The sequence below is a fragment of the Corynebacterium glyciniphilum AJ 3170 genome, from assembly GCF_007673095.1.
GTDB lineage: Bacteria > Actinomycetota > Actinomycetes > Mycobacteriales > Mycobacteriaceae > Corynebacterium.
Genome location: NZ_VDYZ01000002.1, coordinates 280,585 through 296,557, shown reverse-complemented (window position 1 = coordinate 296,557; position 15,973 = coordinate 280,585). Strand labels below are relative to the sequence as shown.

12 protein-coding genes are annotated in these 15,973 nt (G+C 67.0%); 5 read left to right on the top strand and 7 right to left on the bottom strand.

What is annotated here, in order from left to right:
• The first annotated feature begins 7 nt into the window (after positions 1 to 7).
• Positions 8 to 1,009, top strand: a complete 1,002-nt coding sequence (locus FS507_RS03345; protein ID WP_145941390.1) for an Ldh family oxidoreductase — start codon at positions 8 to 10, stop codon at positions 1,007 to 1,009.
• Positions 1,006 to 2,061 (top strand): glutathione S-transferase C-terminal domain-containing protein, encoded by a 1,056-nt coding sequence (locus FS507_RS03340; RefSeq protein WP_186314535.1) that lies wholly within the window; start codon positions 1,006 to 1,008, stop codon positions 2,059 to 2,061. The genes FS507_RS03345 and FS507_RS03340 overlap by 4 nt, the downstream gene beginning before the upstream one ends.
• Before the next feature lie 12 nt (positions 2,062 to 2,073).
• Here the strand turns inward: FS507_RS03340 and FS507_RS03335 are convergent, their stop codons facing one another.
• From FS507_RS03335 to leuA, 4 genes are all read right to left on the bottom strand, one after another.
• Positions 2,074 to 2,904 (bottom strand): type 1 glutamine amidotransferase, encoded by an 831-nt coding sequence (locus tag FS507_RS03335; protein WP_260853137.1) that lies wholly within the window; start codon positions 2,902 to 2,904, stop codon positions 2,074 to 2,076.
• On the bottom strand, positions 2,901 to 4,163 hold the full coding sequence (locus FS507_RS03330) for a MurT ligase domain-containing protein (protein WP_145941452.1): 1,263 nt from the start codon (positions 4,161 to 4,163) through the stop codon (positions 2,901 to 2,903). Before FS507_RS03330 ends, FS507_RS03335 begins: the two co-directional genes overlap by 4 nt.
• An 8-nt stretch (positions 4,164 to 4,171) precedes the next feature.
• The gene (locus FS507_RS03325; RefSeq protein WP_145941389.1) at positions 4,172 to 5,926 is read right to left on the bottom strand and encodes a DNA polymerase III subunit epsilon; all 1,755 of its coding nucleotides are present in this window, start codon (positions 5,924 to 5,926) and stop codon (positions 4,172 to 4,174) included.
• Between the two features lie 158 nt (positions 5,927 to 6,084).
• A complete protein-coding gene (gene leuA, locus FS507_RS03320) occupies positions 6,085 to 7,938 on the bottom strand; it encodes a 2-isopropylmalate synthase (protein WP_145941388.1) in 1,854 nt (617 codons plus the stop codon).
• Between the two features lie 234 nt (positions 7,939 to 8,172).
• Here leuA and FS507_RS03315 point away from each other — a divergent pair, with 234 nt between their 5' ends.
• Complete coding sequence (locus FS507_RS03315) at positions 8,173 to 9,483, top strand: hypothetical protein (protein ID WP_260853136.1); 1,311 nt, start codon at positions 8,173 to 8,175, stop codon at positions 9,481 to 9,483.
• A gap of 66 nt (positions 9,484 to 9,549) precedes the next feature.
• Here the strand turns inward: FS507_RS03315 and FS507_RS03310 are convergent, their stop codons facing one another.
• The 3 genes from FS507_RS03310 to fepB are packed head-to-tail and all read right to left on the bottom strand — an operon-like array spanning position 9,550 to position 12,380.
• Complete coding sequence (locus FS507_RS03310; RefSeq protein WP_145941387.1) at positions 9,550 to 10,368, bottom strand: trimeric intracellular cation channel family protein; 819 nt, start codon at positions 10,366 to 10,368, stop codon at positions 9,550 to 9,552.
• 28 nt (positions 10,369 to 10,396) lie between these two features.
• Entirely contained in the window at positions 10,397 to 11,254 is an 858-nt protein-coding gene (locus FS507_RS03305; protein ID WP_145941386.1) for a DMT family transporter, read from the bottom strand.
• A gap of 46 nt (positions 11,255 to 11,300) precedes the next feature.
• On the bottom strand, positions 11,301 to 12,380 hold the full coding sequence (fepB, locus tag FS507_RS03300; protein WP_145941385.1) for a Fe2+-enterobactin ABC transporter substrate-binding protein: 1,080 nt from the start codon (positions 12,378 to 12,380) through the stop codon (positions 11,301 to 11,303).
• A gap of 178 nt (positions 12,381 to 12,558) precedes the next feature.
• Between fepB and FS507_RS03295 the strand changes: the two genes are divergently transcribed.
• Together FS507_RS03295 and FS507_RS03290 are read left to right on the top strand one after the other, a co-directional pair.
• Positions 12,559 to 14,505, top strand: a complete 1,947-nt coding sequence (locus FS507_RS03295) for a siderophore-interacting protein (RefSeq protein ID WP_145941384.1) — start codon at positions 12,559 to 12,561, stop codon at positions 14,503 to 14,505.
• 177 nt (positions 14,506 to 14,682) lie between these two features.
• On the top strand, positions 14,683 to 15,957 hold the full coding sequence (locus FS507_RS03290; protein ID WP_038545932.1) for an aspartate kinase: 1,275 nt from the start codon (positions 14,683 to 14,685) through the stop codon (positions 15,955 to 15,957).
• Positions 15,958 to 15,973 lie beyond the last annotated feature (16 nt).

Genomic DNA, 15,973 nt, shown 5'->3' with positions numbered 1-15,973 from the left:
TAGTTTCGTGATCACAAATCACCGACGAAAGGCGGTCGCACCCGTGGAGATCTCTCCGGACACGCTCGAAACACTGTGCCGGGACGTTCTCCGACGCGCCGGCGCGAATGAACTGACCGCAGGTAGTCTCGCCCGGGCCACCGTCGCCGCCGAGACCCGCGGACGTGCGGAGGTGGGCGTCCTGCACCTCCTGGACTACCTCACAGCTCTCCGACGGGGAGCTCTCAACGGTGTGGCAGTTCCCTCGGTCTCCCGGTCTGGAGCGGTCGTCAGCGTCGATGCCGTCGAAGGTACAGCGCAGGGGGCATTCGACACCGCACTACCCACACTGCTCGAAGCTGCAGGTGAGCAGGGCGTTGCGGTGCTGCGTCTGCACAACTCGTTCACCTGTGGTGAACTCGCCTATTACACGACGGTGCTGGCAGACCACGGGCTCATGTCCCTTGCGGTCGCAAACTCTCCGGCCCTCGTCGCCCCGGACGGTGCCGCCACCGCAGTCCTCGGGACGAACCCGATGTCGTTCGCAGCGCCGGCGGAGCCGTCCCCACTGGTGATAGACCAGGGGATCAGCGCAGCTGCGTATGTCACCGTCCGACGCCACGCCGAGGAAGGACGGGAGATTCCGTCGGCGTGGGCCGTCGACCAGGAGGGACGTCCGACGACCGATGCCGCCGACGCGCTCACGGGCTCTCTCCGTCCGGCGGGTGGGCAGAAGATGACGAATATCGGGCTGATGGTCGAGGCCCTCGCCGCGTTCGCCGGCGCCCGGTGGTCCACCGATGCCTCAGGGTTCGATGCCGGGCGTGACAGCCCCTCGGTCGGGATGTTCCTGCTCGCCGTCCATCCTGAGTCTGCGACAGGGGGTTACACGGAGCGACTGGGTGCACAACTACACCGTCTCGAGGAGAATTACGGGATGACCCTGCCCGGACGGCGACGACCGCCGGCGCAGGTGCTCGACATCGCCGACGACGTCTACCAGGCACTCGTGGAAAGGAGTAACCCGTGAGCACGACAGCAGAGGACACAGAAGGCACAGAGGACACCGGTTTCCAGCTCGATGTGGACGGCTTCGACGACAGGGTGGTAGCCGACCCGTCCACCCACCCCGGCGGGCAGGGGCAGCCCCGGTTCCGGCCGGTCGCGTCAGACACCTACCGTCTCGTCGGGGCCCGGGCGTGCCCGTTCGCCCACCGTGCGATCATCGTCCGACGGCTCCTCGGCCTCGAGGACGCGGTCTCGCTCGGGATGTGCGGCCCCACGCATGACTGGAAGTCCTGGACTTTCGACCTCTATGACGACTCCGTCGACCCAGTGCTGGGTGTCGGGCGCCTGCGCGACTGCTACCTTCACCGGCATCCCGGTTACACCGGCGGCGTCACCGTCCCCGCGTTGGTCGACATTGACTCAGCCGCGGTGATCACGAATGATTTTCCGACTCTGGTGGCTGACTTCGCCACCGAATGGACGAAGTTCCATCGCCCCGGCGCACCCGACCTCTACCCGGAGCACCTGCGGGTTGAGATCGACGAGCTGTCCGAGCGGATGTTCAGCTCCGTCAACGTCGGCGTCTACCGGTGCGGACTGGCGGACAGTCAGGAGACTTACGACCGTGCCGTCGATGAGCTGTTCACCATGCTCGACGAACTGGAGGAGCGGCTTGGTCGACAGCGCTATCTCGTCGGCGATCAGATCACCCTGGCGGACGTGAACCTGTTCGCCACGCTGATCCGGTTCGACATGGTGTACCACGGACTCTTCAAGTGCAACCGCTACACGATTGCGCAGAAGCCGAACCTGTGGGGCTATCTCCGCGATCTCTTCCAGACCCCCGGTTTCGGTGACACGGTGAACTTCCCGCAGATCAAGGAGCACTACTACACGGTCATCACACAGGTGAACCCCTCGGGGATCATCGCGTGCGGTCCTGACCCCGCGAACTTCTACACCCCGCACGGTCGAGAGTCGCTGGGTGGTTCACCGTTCGGTGCGGGGACTGCGCCGGAGCCGCCCCGCAGCGAGGATGTGCTGGACGGCGACGAGCGGGGCGCGTTCGTCTGAGCAGAAGCGGGATCAGGCCTTCAACCGCTCCGACCTCAGCCGGGCGACCTCCTCGTCGAGCTGGGTGGCGAAAGCACCGGTCAACGGGGGCAGCTCGGCGAGCGTGGTGTCCATCGCGGAGGCGAGCAGCAGATCAGCCAGCTGGGGGTTCCGGGCGAGTATCGGGCCGTGCATGTACGTCGCCACGATCGAGCCCTGCACCGCACCCTCGAAGTACACTTCCTTGCCTGCGCGGTCGTGGCCCAGTCCACCGGACAGGGCGCCGTGGGCGTCCGTGTTGCCCACCCCTTCGGTGACGTACCCCAGCGGGGAGGCGTCCGGTCCCAGCAGTGTCGCCCCCTGGTGGTTCGCGAAGCCGGTCAGCGGCTCGGTCAACACCCCTGCCGAGCCGAGTGAACCGGCGGTCAGCCCGAAGCCCTTCAGGTCCGGGTTGGACCGCACTTCGCCGATCATGCGGTTCTGCAGGGAGGACGTGGTGACGTCGAGGAGGCCCAGGCCGTCGACCATCCGGTCCGAGGCGCGGAAGGAGGTGCCGAAGACCTGCAGACCGGCACAGATCGCGAGGACCGGCCGGCCGGCCTGGACCGCGCGCGCCATCGCCCCGTCGGCGATCAGATGGTCTGCGGCGAGGATCTGGGCCACGTCCTCGCCACCACCGACGGTGTAGATGTCCAGGGTCTCCGGAACACCGTCCCCGAGAGTGATGGGGTGGATCTCGGCGCTGATACCGCGCATCCGGGCACGCTGACGCAGGACCAGCGCATTACCGTCGTCGCCGTAGGTGCCCAGGACGTCAGGCAGGACGAGGCCGATATTCAGGGTCGCTTCACGGGCGGCATTCACTGGGAGATCTCCTTCTGCAGGTCCTTGCGCAGGTCACGGAAGGCGGTGTAATTGGCCAGCACCTCCACACGACCGGGTGGGCAGGCACGCACCGCGGCGACGGTGTCGGCGACGGTCTGGTGTTCCACACCGGCGTAGCCCAACCGGACCGCCAGGTCGGCCGACCGTTCACCGGCGGCGACGACCTTGATGTCCTCGAAGTTCTCGAACTTCACGTCCCACAGCCAGGACAGGTCCTGCCCGTCGGCGACCTGGCCGTTGACCGCGATGACCAGACCGTCCGCCGAACGGTCGACCATGGACAGGGCCTCCTGCCACCCCGCAGGATTCTTCGCGAGGAGCAGGTGGATCTCGCGCCCCTCGAGGTTGACGGTGGAGTACCGCCCGGCGACATCGTCGACACGTTCGGCGGCGGCGAGCGCTGTCGTCTCGTCCACTCCCAGTGCCACGGCGGCGGCGATGGCCTGGGCGGCATTGCCCCGGTTGGCGTTGCCCGGCAGCTTCAGCGACATCGGCATCAGCTCCCCGTCCGGGGTGGTCAGTCCCTCTGCGGTGACGGTCCAGGTGGGGGTCGGGCGACGGAACTCCCGGCCGTCCGGCAGATGCTTCACCGCGAACCAGTCCGGCGAGCCGTCGGCTTTCTCGGTGCGGACCACCGCACCGCCGGTGCGGGGGCAGGACGTGGAGTCACCGGTGAAACCGACACCGGCGGAGACCCACACGACGTTCGGGCAGTCCCACGCCACCGAGGTGACCTGGACGTCGTCACAGTTGGCGATGACGGTCATGCCGGGGCGCTTCTCCACGCACTCCCGCAGAACTCGCTCGATCTTGTTGATCTCGCCGACGCGGTCGAGCTGGTCGCGGGACAGGTTGAGCAGGACCAGCACATCGCAGTCGAGCTTCTCGGCGATGGCGGGAACGTGGAGTTCGTCGACCTCCAGGACGATACGGTCGCGGCCACGACCTGCCAGCAGAGCGGAGATGACCCCGGCGTCCATGTTGTCGCCGCCGTCGTTGGTGGCGACCGTGCCCAGCGTGCGGACCGCTTCGGCGAGCATGCGGGTGGTCGTGGACTTGCCGTTCGTCCCGGTGACGATGGTGCAGGGGCGACCGTCACCGAGCTGCTCCATGAGCTTGGGGTCAATCATGTCGGCGATGAGCCCGCCGATCATGCCGCCGGAACCACGGCCCGTCTTCTTCGACGCCCAGGTCGCGAGGTCCGCGGCACGGACAGCAAGTGAGGTCAACACACCCATTGCTTCGATCACCCTTGTTTCTGATTCTGATTGTGGGACTGGTTCTGTTTCTGCCGGTTCTGGTTTCCGCCGGAGCGTCCTGATCCCCGACGGCGCCGCCGCCGGTTGGACGAGGAGCGTCCCGCTCCCGTACCGCCACCGGTCTTACCGGTGGAAGGGGTCTCTGTCGGGGTGTCATTTCTTCCACCCTGGTCATTGTGGCCGCCCTGGCCGCCACGGCCGCGACCACCGCGGGACTGGCTACGGCTGCGGCTCTGACCGCGTCCCTGGCTTCTTCCCTGGCTGCGGTTCTTGCCGCGCTGAGGGGCCGGAATCCTGGGGGTCGCAGGCCGGGCGTCCGGCACGGTGATCTCCGTCGAGCCGTCGGAGACGTCCTCCAGGGCCGCAAGGAACTCGTCGTCCGTGAACAGCGGGATGTTCTTGCGCTCCCCGTGCATCGCCTTGCCGCGCAGTTCATGACTGCGGTTGCAGACCACCAGGCTGGAGGTCCGGTTGAGTTTCTCGCTGTAGACCAGGCCCGCGCGGGTCGCGGAGCTGATCAGGACATCGGGATCGACCCCGACATCCGGGCTGACGACGAACTCCATGCCCTGTACCAGCTTCGGTCCGTCAGGCGTGCCGGGATTACCGAAGGGGCGTGGCGACGTCGTCGCGTCCACCCGCACTGTACTGCGCTGCAGGCCGAAGCGGTCGGCGGTGAGATCGGAGGGGTCAGCGACCGACATGCCACCAGGGGCGTTGTCGGCCGTGTCCGCAGCCAGGTCCCGCTGGGTGCGGTAGAGCGGAAAGAGGATACGGTTGTCGGCGAGCAGCAGGTCGTCGGCGAGGGTGTCGGCGCGTTCCAGACTCGCGACCTGACCCAGCCACGGTAGGGCGTCGGACGGAAGGACAAGGCCGTGGGCCTCGGCGTAGTGGGCCGCGATGCTCCGCAACCGGGGGTCCGCCACCGGCACACCGGCACGTCTCGACGACGCCAGGGTGTCGACGATGCGCGCCGGCGTGGGCACTGCGACTTTTTTGGGTCGGCGCTGGTTACGTCGCCGTCCCCGCGGGTTGTTCCGCTGGGCGCCACGGTTGGCGGCGCGCTGTGCCCGACGGTACTCGAACTGGATGAAGCCCCAGGTCAACGTGGAATTATGGCAGATCAGGGTCCGTCCGTCGATGAGGTCGAACAACAACGGTGCCACGGTGGCGAATCCGGGGGCCTGGCCGAGATCGGCCTCCGTGTACCCGTGCAGATGCCACGGGCCGGGATCCTCACCGGGGTTGATCTGCTGCACGATGCCGGTGACCGGAATCGTCTCCTCGGTCGTCTGATCTTCTCCGGCGGGGGCGTCCGCTCCCACGGTGGAGCCGGCCTGTGCGGACGCAGGACGGTTCCCGTTGAAGACGGCACGTTCGCCGTCGGCGGTGTGCAGGGTCGCGGAGAAGGCGACGAGCCGCGAGGTACTGGGGTGAATCCCCGAGGTCGCGACGGTGATCTCGACGAAGGGGGCCTCTTCCACGCTCGGCAGTGTGCCGTGGAACGTCTTCGGCAGGTGGCGACGGGAGGTCTTCGGGGGCAGGGCGCTGTCGGTGTCGACACCGGTACCGGCGGTGGCACCGACAGCGCCGGTACTGTCGGCCTGCTCGGCCTGCTCGACGATCTGGGCTGACGGTGGTGCGGAGCGGCGGTGAACCTGACGACGGCGTCGGCGGGAACGGCCCTGCCCGCTTCGCGGGGCGCCGTCAGCGGCGTCGGGGCCGGAACCGGGGGAAGTCATGGAGGACATCATACGTTCCGCCACGCCGTGGGTGCTAAGGCTCCCGAACTTCGGGGCTGTCGGAGGTGCACCACACCGTGATCCGGTTGTCGGGGCCAGGGGTCCGACGGTCACTCCCGCACAGTGGCCGAGGTCCGGCCAGCTGTCGTCACAGGGGCTTAGACTCCGCCAGGGACGCCCTGCACGACCGGCTCCTTGGCGTGGGCACGGTTCACGCCGGAGGTGATCGCCTTCAGGGACGCGTAGGTGATCGAGCCGGCGATGCCGACACCCCACACCTGCTGTCCGTCGATCTCGGCGAGGACGTAGGCGGCTGCCTCGGCATCGTCACCGGCCGTGCGGGCGTGCTGGAAGTACTCCTGCACCTCCACATCGACGCCCAACGTCTCCAGGGCATTGCAGTAGGCGGCGATCGGGCCGTTGCCGCGGCCCTGGATCGTGCGGGCGGAACCCTCCCACTCGACCTCGGCGGTGACCTTGGTCTCGGAGCCTTCGGACTGCGGTCCGTCGACTGTGACGGAGATCTGCTCCAGCGGGGCGGTGCGTTCCAGGTACTCGCCGGTGAAGATGTCCCACATCGCCTTGGAGTTCACCTCGCCGCCCTCTGCCTCGGTGACGGCCTGGACGACGCCGGAGAACTCGACCTGCATCGGACGGGGCATGTCGATGCCGTGGTCGGTCTTCATGATGTACGCCACGCCGCCCTTGCCGGACTGCGAGTTCACACGGATGACGGCCTCATAGCTGCGACCGATGTCCTTCGGGTCGATCGGCAGGTAGGGCACCTCCCACTGGATCTTGCGGAACTCCTCCTCCGAGATCTCGTTGGCGTGGCTCCCGGGGGCGACGATGTCGGCCAGGGCGTCGATGCCCTTGTTGATGGCGTCCTGGTGTGAGCCGGAGAATGCGGTGAAGACCAGGTCACCGCCGTAGGGCTGGCGCTCGGGGACGACCAGCTGGTTGCAGTACTCCACCGTGCGACGGATCTCGTCGATGTCGGAGAAGTCGATCTGCGGGTCGACCCCCTGGGTGAACATGTTCAGGCCCAGCGTCACCAGGTCGACGTTGCCGGTGCGCTCACCGTTGCCGAACAGGCATCCCTCGATGCGGTCTGCTCCGGCCATGTAGCCCAGTTCCGCGGTGGCGACGCCGGTGCCACGGTCGTTGTGCGGGTGCAGGGACAGGATCACCGAGTCACGACGGGAGATGTTCCGGCTCATCCACTCGATACCGTCGGCGTAGACGTTGGGGGTGATCATCTCCACCGTGGACGGCAGGTTGATGATGATCGGGTTCTCCGGCGTGGGGTCCATGATGTCGATGACCGCGTCACAGACCTCCTTGGCGTACTCCACCTCGGTGCCGGTGTAGGACTCCGGAGAGTACTGCCAACGCCAGGTGGTGTCGGGGTAGTCCTGGGCGACCTCCTTGATCAGCTCCGCGGCATCGGTCGCCAACTTCTTGATGGCGGCCTTGTCCTTACGGAACACGACGCGACGCTGCAGGATCGAGGTGGAGTTGTAGAAGTGCACGATCACGTTCTTCGCGCCCTCGCAGGCCTCGAATGTCCGACGGATCAGGTGTTCACGGGCCTGGACCAGAACCTGGATGGTGACGTCCTCGGGGATCATGTCGTTCTCGATGATCTCGCGGACGAAGTCGAAGTCGGTCTGGGAGGCGGACGGGAAGCCGACCTCGATCTCCTTGTACCCCATGCGGACCAGCAGGTCGAACATGCGGCGCTTACGCTCCGGGCTCATCGGGTCGATCAGGGCCTGGTTGCCGTCACGCAGGTCGACGGCGCACCACTGCGGTGCGGTGTCGATGACCTTGTCCGGCCAGGTGCGGTCCGGCAGCTGGAAACGCTCGACCTCGGTGAAGTGCGGCTGGTAACGGTGTACCGGCATCTGGGAGGGGCGCTGTTTGTTCCAGCTCTTCTGTCCCTCGGGGATCTCACCGGCCGGGGTGGAGATGCGGGCAGGTGCTGCAATGAAGGAATCGGAGGGGGTCATGGTTGTGCTCCTTGTGATCGGTGGGAGGAAAAATGGTCATCACCGACCGGCACGACTCAACTCCGCGACGGGGAGCCGGTCGGTTTTTCAGAACCTGACCCCGCCGCGGCAGAGAAGGAGGAGCTGCGCGCGCGAGTTATTCATGGCGACCACTGTAACACGGTGACCGTCAGGGTGTGAATGGAGAAGTGTGACCGGGGTTACGCCCGGGGTGAGGCGGTACGCTGGTCGACCGTGAATACTTCACTGCCCGCACGTCCCCGCACACCCCGTGCGACACGGGTGCACCTCCCGTTGACCACGGCGGTGGTGGCTACCGTCGTGACGGTGGTGACCGGGGCCGTGCAGTTCATCGTGATGGCTGTCTGGGGAGGGCGCGAGGGGCACAGCCTCCGCGAGGTCCTGATGCAGTGGGACGCGCACTGGATGACCATGATCTCGGAGTACGGCTACTCCGGTTTCGTGATGTCCCCCGACCAGGCTGACCCGGTGCAGTGGGAGTCCGTGGCCTTCTTCCCCGGCTATCCTGTGCTGGTCCGGATCATCGCGGCGCCGATGGCCGTGTTGGACGTGGCGGACGCCACCTACATTGCGGCACTCATGGTCTCCACCGTCGCGACGGTGGCCCTGGCCTGGGGGGTGTCCATGCTGGCCGTGGAGTTGTGGCGTCGCAGGGGGACGGACGGTGGTGGTCCCGTCGACCGCAGGACGGTGGCCGTGCTGTCCGCGGTGGTGACGGTACTGGCGGTCGGAGCGCCGATGGGGATCGTCTACTGGATGCCCTACTCGGAGAGCCTGTTCACCGCCGTGACGGTCTGGGCGCTGTACTTCCTGCTGCGACGGCGTTTCCTCCTGGCTGGTGTCCTGACAATGGTCGCCGGTGCGACCCGCCTGACCGCCACGGCACTGATCCTCACCCTGTGCGTGGCTGCCGTCGTGGAACTGTGGCGGTGGTGGCGGCTCCGTCGCCCACCTCCGGAGCAGTCTGCCGGGGCATTTCCTGTGGCCGCAGTGGCTGCGCCGGTGGTCGGGTCCCTCGGGATCGTGGCCTATCTGGCGTGGGCCGACAGCAAGGTCGCGGATATCGGCGGGTACTTCGCCGCCCAGGAACGGGGCTGGCATTCCGGGGTCGACCTGGGGGCGGCGACGCTGCGGTGGGTGACGGGCAACTTCCCTGGCGAACTGACCGGATACACGATCTCCAGCTGGTCGATGGTCCTGGTGTCCCTGCTGTGCGCGGTGTCGGTCTGGATGCTGTGGACCGGACGTATTCCGTGGCAGGTGTGGCTGCCCGCGGTCATCCTGGCCGGCATCGTCCTGGGGTCGGACGGGATCATGCACTCCCGTCCGCGGCTCCTGCTGGTGCCGGTGCTGCTGCTCACACTTCCCCTGCTTGTCGAGCTGGTGCGGACGTGGAGGACTGCCACGCGGCCGAGGACCACCGCCACGGCGGGCGTGGCACTCGGTGCCGGTGCGGTCTTGTGGTGTGTGCTCGGCTTCTGGGTGTCCGGCGAGATGCTCATCGGCTTCGAGTACGCGATCTGAACGGGGCCGGGCTTCCCGTGAAGGCGGCTGTACGGGCCACGAGGAGGCCCACGAGGGACGCCACTTCTAGCGACCGGGAGTGTCCTCATCTTCTCTTGCCGTCTCGTCTGTCCGATCGCGCTCTTCCTGCTCCTGACGTTCCGCACGCCGCCGCAGTCGCCACCGTCTCCTGCTCATGTCGCGGGCCAGGGTCATCGGCTGCCGCAGTTTCTTCTGCGTCGCCCAGGACAGGTCCTGCATGCCGGGGAGTACCCACCCCCGCCAGTAGGCGGTGATCATCAGGCCGGAGCCGAGGAAGGGTGCGACGATCAGGCCGACGAGGAGCACCGGGAAGTCGCCCGCCACCCCGGACGCGTCGAGGGAGTAGATCCCGACCATGACGGCGGCGGTGAGGACGGCCGGTGTGGCGTAGAGCGTCGCCCCGCCGAAGATGGCGGGAACCGAACCGGTCATCACGTCGCGGATCATGCCGCCGCCGACGACGGTCAGCACGCCGAGGAAGAGGGCGGATGACCACGGCAGGCCGTTGGCCAGTGCTTTCGTTGAACCGGTCGCGGCCCAGACGCCGAGGACGACGGCGTCGCCGTGCACACGGAAGATCTCCCACCCACGTGAGTTCATGTGGATCATCGTCGACACCACCGCGCCTACCAGTGCCATACCGAAGTAACGCATGTCCTGCATGGCTGCCGGAGGTCCGTTGTCGATGAGGACGTCCCGGATCATCCCACCGCCCAAAGCGGTGATGATGGAGAGGAAGACGATTCCGATGAAGTCCAGGTTGCGGGCGCGGGCGATGATCGCCCCGATCATCCCGTAGAGCACCACCCCGATCAGGTCGAGGGTCTCGTAGACCGTCCTGATCGACGGGTCGACAAAGTCCATGCCGACGAGAATATCCTCTCTGGGGAAACTACTCCACGCCGCGTCGCGACAGCACGACCGTGGACACGATCATCACGACCAGCGCGCCGGCCATGATCAGCCACTGCGTCCCCTCCACCTGGAAGCGCTCGCCGAGGACGAGGTATCCCAGGACGAACGCGACGATCGGCTCGGTGATCGTCATCGCCGGCAGGGAGTTCTTCAGTGCGCCGGCGTTGAAGCTGGCCTGTTGGACCAGGGTGCCGATGACGGCGCATGCGACCAGGCCATAGGTTTCCCAGCTGGTCAACAGGGCTGGGACGCCCTCCTGGTTGAAGACGTTGACGACCGACTTCGAGAGGACGGCGAGGTACCCCATGATTGCGCCGGTCACCGCCCCCAGAATCAGTGCGCGGGTGCGTAACCGGAGTCGGGTGGCCAGCCACATCAGGCCGACGAGGATGACGACGCCGACTCCGAGGGTCACCATCCATGTGCTCAACGTGGGGAAGTCGTTCCCCGGTAAGGGGCGCCCCCATACCACGACGACGCCGACAGCGACGGTGAGCAGGGCGGCCCACGCCATTTCGGCCCGGGAGACGCGACGTCCGTCGAACCGGGCGGCCAACGGCAGGGTGAACATCAGGGACAGGACGAGGATCGGCTGGACGACCAGCAGCGTCCCGAATCCGAGGGCGATGATCTGCAGCCCGTAGGCAGACATCGCGCAAAAGACGCCCGCCCACCACTCCGGACGGGCGACGGCGGCGAGAACCGGGGTTCCGTGGGCGTTGTCGCGATCGCCTGACGTCTGTTCGGCGACCTGGTGCCGGAGGATGGTTCCCCAGGCGACGGTGAGGGCTGACAGGAGGGCGAAGACGACAGCGAGCAGGTTGCTGTGCATCATCAGCACCTCAGACTAGTCGCCGATTCACAGCGACGTGTCAGCGGCCTTACTTCTTGAAGTACTCCTCGATCTGGTCGAGCATCAGCATCGCGCTGTAGAAGTCGATGCGGAAGGTCTCGGCGCCGAACTCGAAGATGCGGTCGTTCTCCACAGCGTAGGCGTTGCGGGCGGTGGGCTTCTCCTCCAACAGCTCCTTGATCGGGCTTCCCGCGTCCGCATTGGTGGCGAAGATCGTCTTGCCGGTGAGGCCCTTGTCCAGGTTCTCATCGGTCACCTGCACCACATCGGTACGGCCGGCGAAATTACCGTCCTTGCGGATCACATCGTCTCCGGGGACATCCAGGTCCCATCCGAGTTCTTCGAGGATGCGGCCCTGGGCGGACTCACCGGTCATGAAGTTCACGCCGCCGTCCTGTGCGGGCAGGATGAACTGGACGGGCTGCTCCGGCTCCTCGATGTTCTCGGTGACCTCGGACGCGCGGTCCTTGAACTCCTGGATGGCGTCCTCGGCCTCCGCCTCATGGCCGGTGATCTCGCCGAGCTGGGTGGTGACCTCGGTCCAGTCCTTGTCGGAGTAGTCCAGGACGACCGTCGGGGCAAGCTCCTGGAGCCGTTCGGCAAGATCCGGAGCGGCGTCCTGTCCGAACGCGGACACGATGATGAGGTCGGGGTCCTCGGCGGCGATCCTCTCGAAGTCCGGCTCCAGCTGGCCGATCTCCTTCACGTCACGCTCGTCGGCGACGTCGGCCCACTGCTTGAAGAAGCCCTTGTCGTCCGAGGTCGGACCCGGCGTTGCGGCGCCGGAGGCGATGACAGGGGCGTCGATGGAGAGCAGGCTGCCGGTGAGAGTCACCGAGGTGGAGACGATCTTCTCGGGCTGGGCCGGGATCTCGACCTCCTCGGTCTCGTCCGTGGGGCTGCCGTTGTCCACCGCGATCGAGTCGACGGTACGCGGCCACTCGCCCTGGGATTCCGAGGCAGACTCGGACGCTGATCCAGTGGCGGAGCCGGTCTCGTCGGAGGACGAACTGTCGTCGTCGCTGGAGCAGGCGGCGAGGCTGACGGCGACGCCGGAGGCGAGGAGCGCGCCGACGATCCGGCGACGCATGGTAGGCAGGTGGGTCATGGGTTCTCTCCCTTGAAATGAACAGGACGACGGCGAAACGACCGTCGCGCAGGTTGTGCGGGGAACATATTAGCCACCGCGGCCCGTGTGGGGTAGGGGGTAGTTCAGGTGATGCTAACCTCGGTGTCGTTACTCTCCGCCCGCCCCCGCCGCCATCAACAGTGAGGACCTCCCCGACGTGCCACGTATCAGCCGAGACACCGACATCTACCCCATCACCATGCGCGAGCTGGAGGTGCTGCGTATCGAGGACGTCACCCCCGGAATGCGGCGCGTCGTGTTCGGAGGCGCGGGCCTGCGGGCCCATACCCGCGACGGAGAGGAGGTGCCGGCGATCGTCTCCGACGGCTTCGACGACGACATGCGGATGATCTTCCCCCACCCGGTCACCGGAGAGCGCCCCTACCCGGTGTCCCTCGGTGACGGGCGCCTGGACTGGACTGCAGAAGTCAATGAGCTCTTCCGCACGTACACCGTACGGAAATGGGATCCGGACGCCGGTGACTTCGGGGAACTGGTCGTCGACTTCGCCCGCCACGGTGCAGGTCTCGCCGAGGGATGGTCGGCGGCCGCCTCCGTCGGAGACCGGGTCTTCGCCGCCGGGCCGAAAAACTGTGCGTCACTGCCGGTGCACACGGACTGGCTGCTTCTCATCGGTGACGAAACCGCCTTGCCGGCCATCGGACGCTGCCTGGAGGAGACACCCGCGGGGCACCGGGTGGTGGCGGTGGTCGAGGTGGCTGAGCGTGCTGACATCCAGTCTGACCTCACCGAGGTCGCCTGCGCGGCGTCACTCGACCTGCGCTGGGTCGTGCGTGCCGAAGGTGGGGATTTCACCGAGGTGGTTGCCGCGCTGAGGGATGAGGAAGATGCGCTGCCCCAGGGCACGCCGTTCGTCTGGGCGGGGGGAGAGGCCGGGCGGCTGAAAGCTGTGCGCCGCTTCGTCAAGGAGTTCGGGGTCCCCCGCGAGCATGTGCAGATCACCGGTTACTGGCGTCGGAATGACGCCGTCCCCGCTGAGGCGGATGCCGGTGATGCCGCCGGGGCGGACGCAGGCGCGGGGACCTCCAGTATTTCGCCGCTGATGCAGCTGCACGAACTCAGCGAGACTGCTCCAGGATTCGCCCTGCAGGCCGCGGCGCAGCTCGGACTGTTCGAGGCAGTCGACACGGCAGCTGATGCTGCGTCCGCCGACGGGGCACCCGTGGGGACGGTCGCCGAGGCGGTGGGCGTCCCGCAGGACCGTCTGGTGAGGTTCCTGCGGTACCTGGAGTCAGTCGGCCTGCTCACGCTGCATGCGGAGTCCTTTGGCGGGGAGCCCCTCGTCAGTCTGACTACCCTGGGCACAGAACTCGCTGACCCGGAGGGGCTCGTCGCCGGCCTCACCGGCCCCGGCGCGCTGCAGTCGCTGACCTGGCTGCACCTGGCGGAAGGACTGCGCGGCGGTGCGCCGGTGCAGGTGGGGGCCACCGGGAGCGACTGGGACGGGCTGCGTCGTCAGGATCCGTCGTGGGGGGAGTCGCTGGCGGACAGCGAGGCCACCCGGGCACAGTGGGTCGCCCCGGCGCTGGCCACCCGGCTGGACGATCTGCCGGGGGGAGCTCCTGCCGGTGTCGCCGTGCTCGGCGGGGCGGAAGGTGTCGCCGCCGCCGTCTACGCCGACGAACTGCTGCGCCGCAACAGTGACCTGCAGGTCACCGTCCTGGTGATGCCCGACGGGCAGGGGAACCCACGCTGCCCACATGAGCGGCTGCTCGCCGAGGTCGGCGAACAGCGCCGCGGTCGGGTCGAGGTCAGGGACTGGTCCGGTGGAGGAGTCGGGGCAGATCTCGTGCTGCTGGTGGATCCTTTCGCGTTGTGCGTCCCCGACGACCTACCCGGGCTGTTGGCGTCCGCAGCGGCGGCGACCGGTGGGACGGGACGGATCCTCGTGATCACCCGGTTGCTTGCCGTGAGCGGTGACGAGGACCACGACTACGAGGAGGATCTCACCCGCATGCTCGTCTCCGGACGGAGTCTGCCCACTGCGCGTGACCTTTCCGAGGCGGTCGCACAGGCGGGATTGCGCGGGGTGGCAGACATACCGGTCGGTTGGGGCAGTCACGCAGTCGTCATCGGTGCATGATGTGCAGTGATGTGCCCAGGATGCGCCTGGGATGTGCCTGGGATGTGCCTGGGATGTGTGCAGTACGCGGGGGATAACCGCGGGTACCGGCCGGGCCGTCCACTCAGGTACTCTGTCTAAGGTCTGAGCAATAATATCGAGTTATCCCGTCAACACGGGAAGGTGGAGCTGGGAACTGTGGCCCTGATCGTCCAGAAGTACGGCGGATCGTCGTTGGAGAGCGCCGAACGTATCCGGCGCGTCGCACAGCGGATCGTGGAAACCAAGAAACAGGGCCACGACGTCGTCGTGGTGTGCTCCGCGATGGGTGACACCACCGACGAACTGCTCGATCTCGCCAACCAGGTCAATCCGGTGCCCCCGGGCCGTGAGATGGACATGCTCCTCACCGCCGGTGAGCGGATCTCCAACTCGCTGGTCGCCATGGCCATCGACTCCTTCGGCGCCGAGGCGCAGTCGTTCACCGGTTCGCAGGCCGGTGTGATCACCACCGAGCGTCACGGAAACGCCCGCATCGTCGACGTGACCCCCGGGCGCGTACGTGAGGCGTTGGATGCGGGGAAGATCTGCCTTGTCGCCGGTTTCCAGGGTGTCAACCGCGAGACACGGGACATCACCACGCTCGGCCGTGGCGGTTCGGACACGACCGCCGTCGCCCTCGCCGCGGCGCTCCACGCCGACGTGTGCGAGATCTACTCCGACGTCGACGGGGTGTACACCGCCGACCCACGTATCGTCCCGAACGCCAAGCGGCTGGACAACATCTCCTTCGAGGAGATGCTCGAGATGGCCGCGGTCGGTGCGAAGATCCTGATGTTGAGGTGCGTGGAATACGCCCGCGCGTTCAACGTCCCGATCCGTGTCCGTTCATCATTCAGCAACGAAACCGGCACGCTCGTGTCCGGCTCATTGGAGGATATCCCCGTGGAAGAAGCAGTCCTGACCGGTGTCGCCCACGACCGTTCCGAGGCGAAGGTCACCGTCCTCGGCATCCCGGACAAGCCGGGCGAGGCGGCACGGGTCTTCCGCACCCTGGCGGACGCCGAGATCAACATCGACATGGTGCTGCAGAACGTCTCCTCACTCGCTGACAACCTCACCGACATCACCTTCACCTGCCCGCGCGAGGACGCCCCGCGTGCAGTGGAACTGCTCAAGGGACTGCAGGGCACCGAGGACCACCAGAAGTTCGGTCAGCTGCTCTTCGACGACCAGGTGGGCAAGGTTTCGCTGGTCGGCGCGGGGATGAAGTCGCACCCGGGCGTGACCGCAGACTTCTGCGAGGCACTGCGGGACGCCGGGATCAACATCGAGCTGATCTCCACCTCTGAGATCCGCATCTCCGTGCTGATCCGGGACACCGATCTCGACGCGGCCGTCGCCGCACTGCACGAGCGCTTCCAGCTCGGTGGCGAAGAGACCGCCACCGTGTACGCCGGCACCGGCCGGTAACGTCACGGACGAAAGG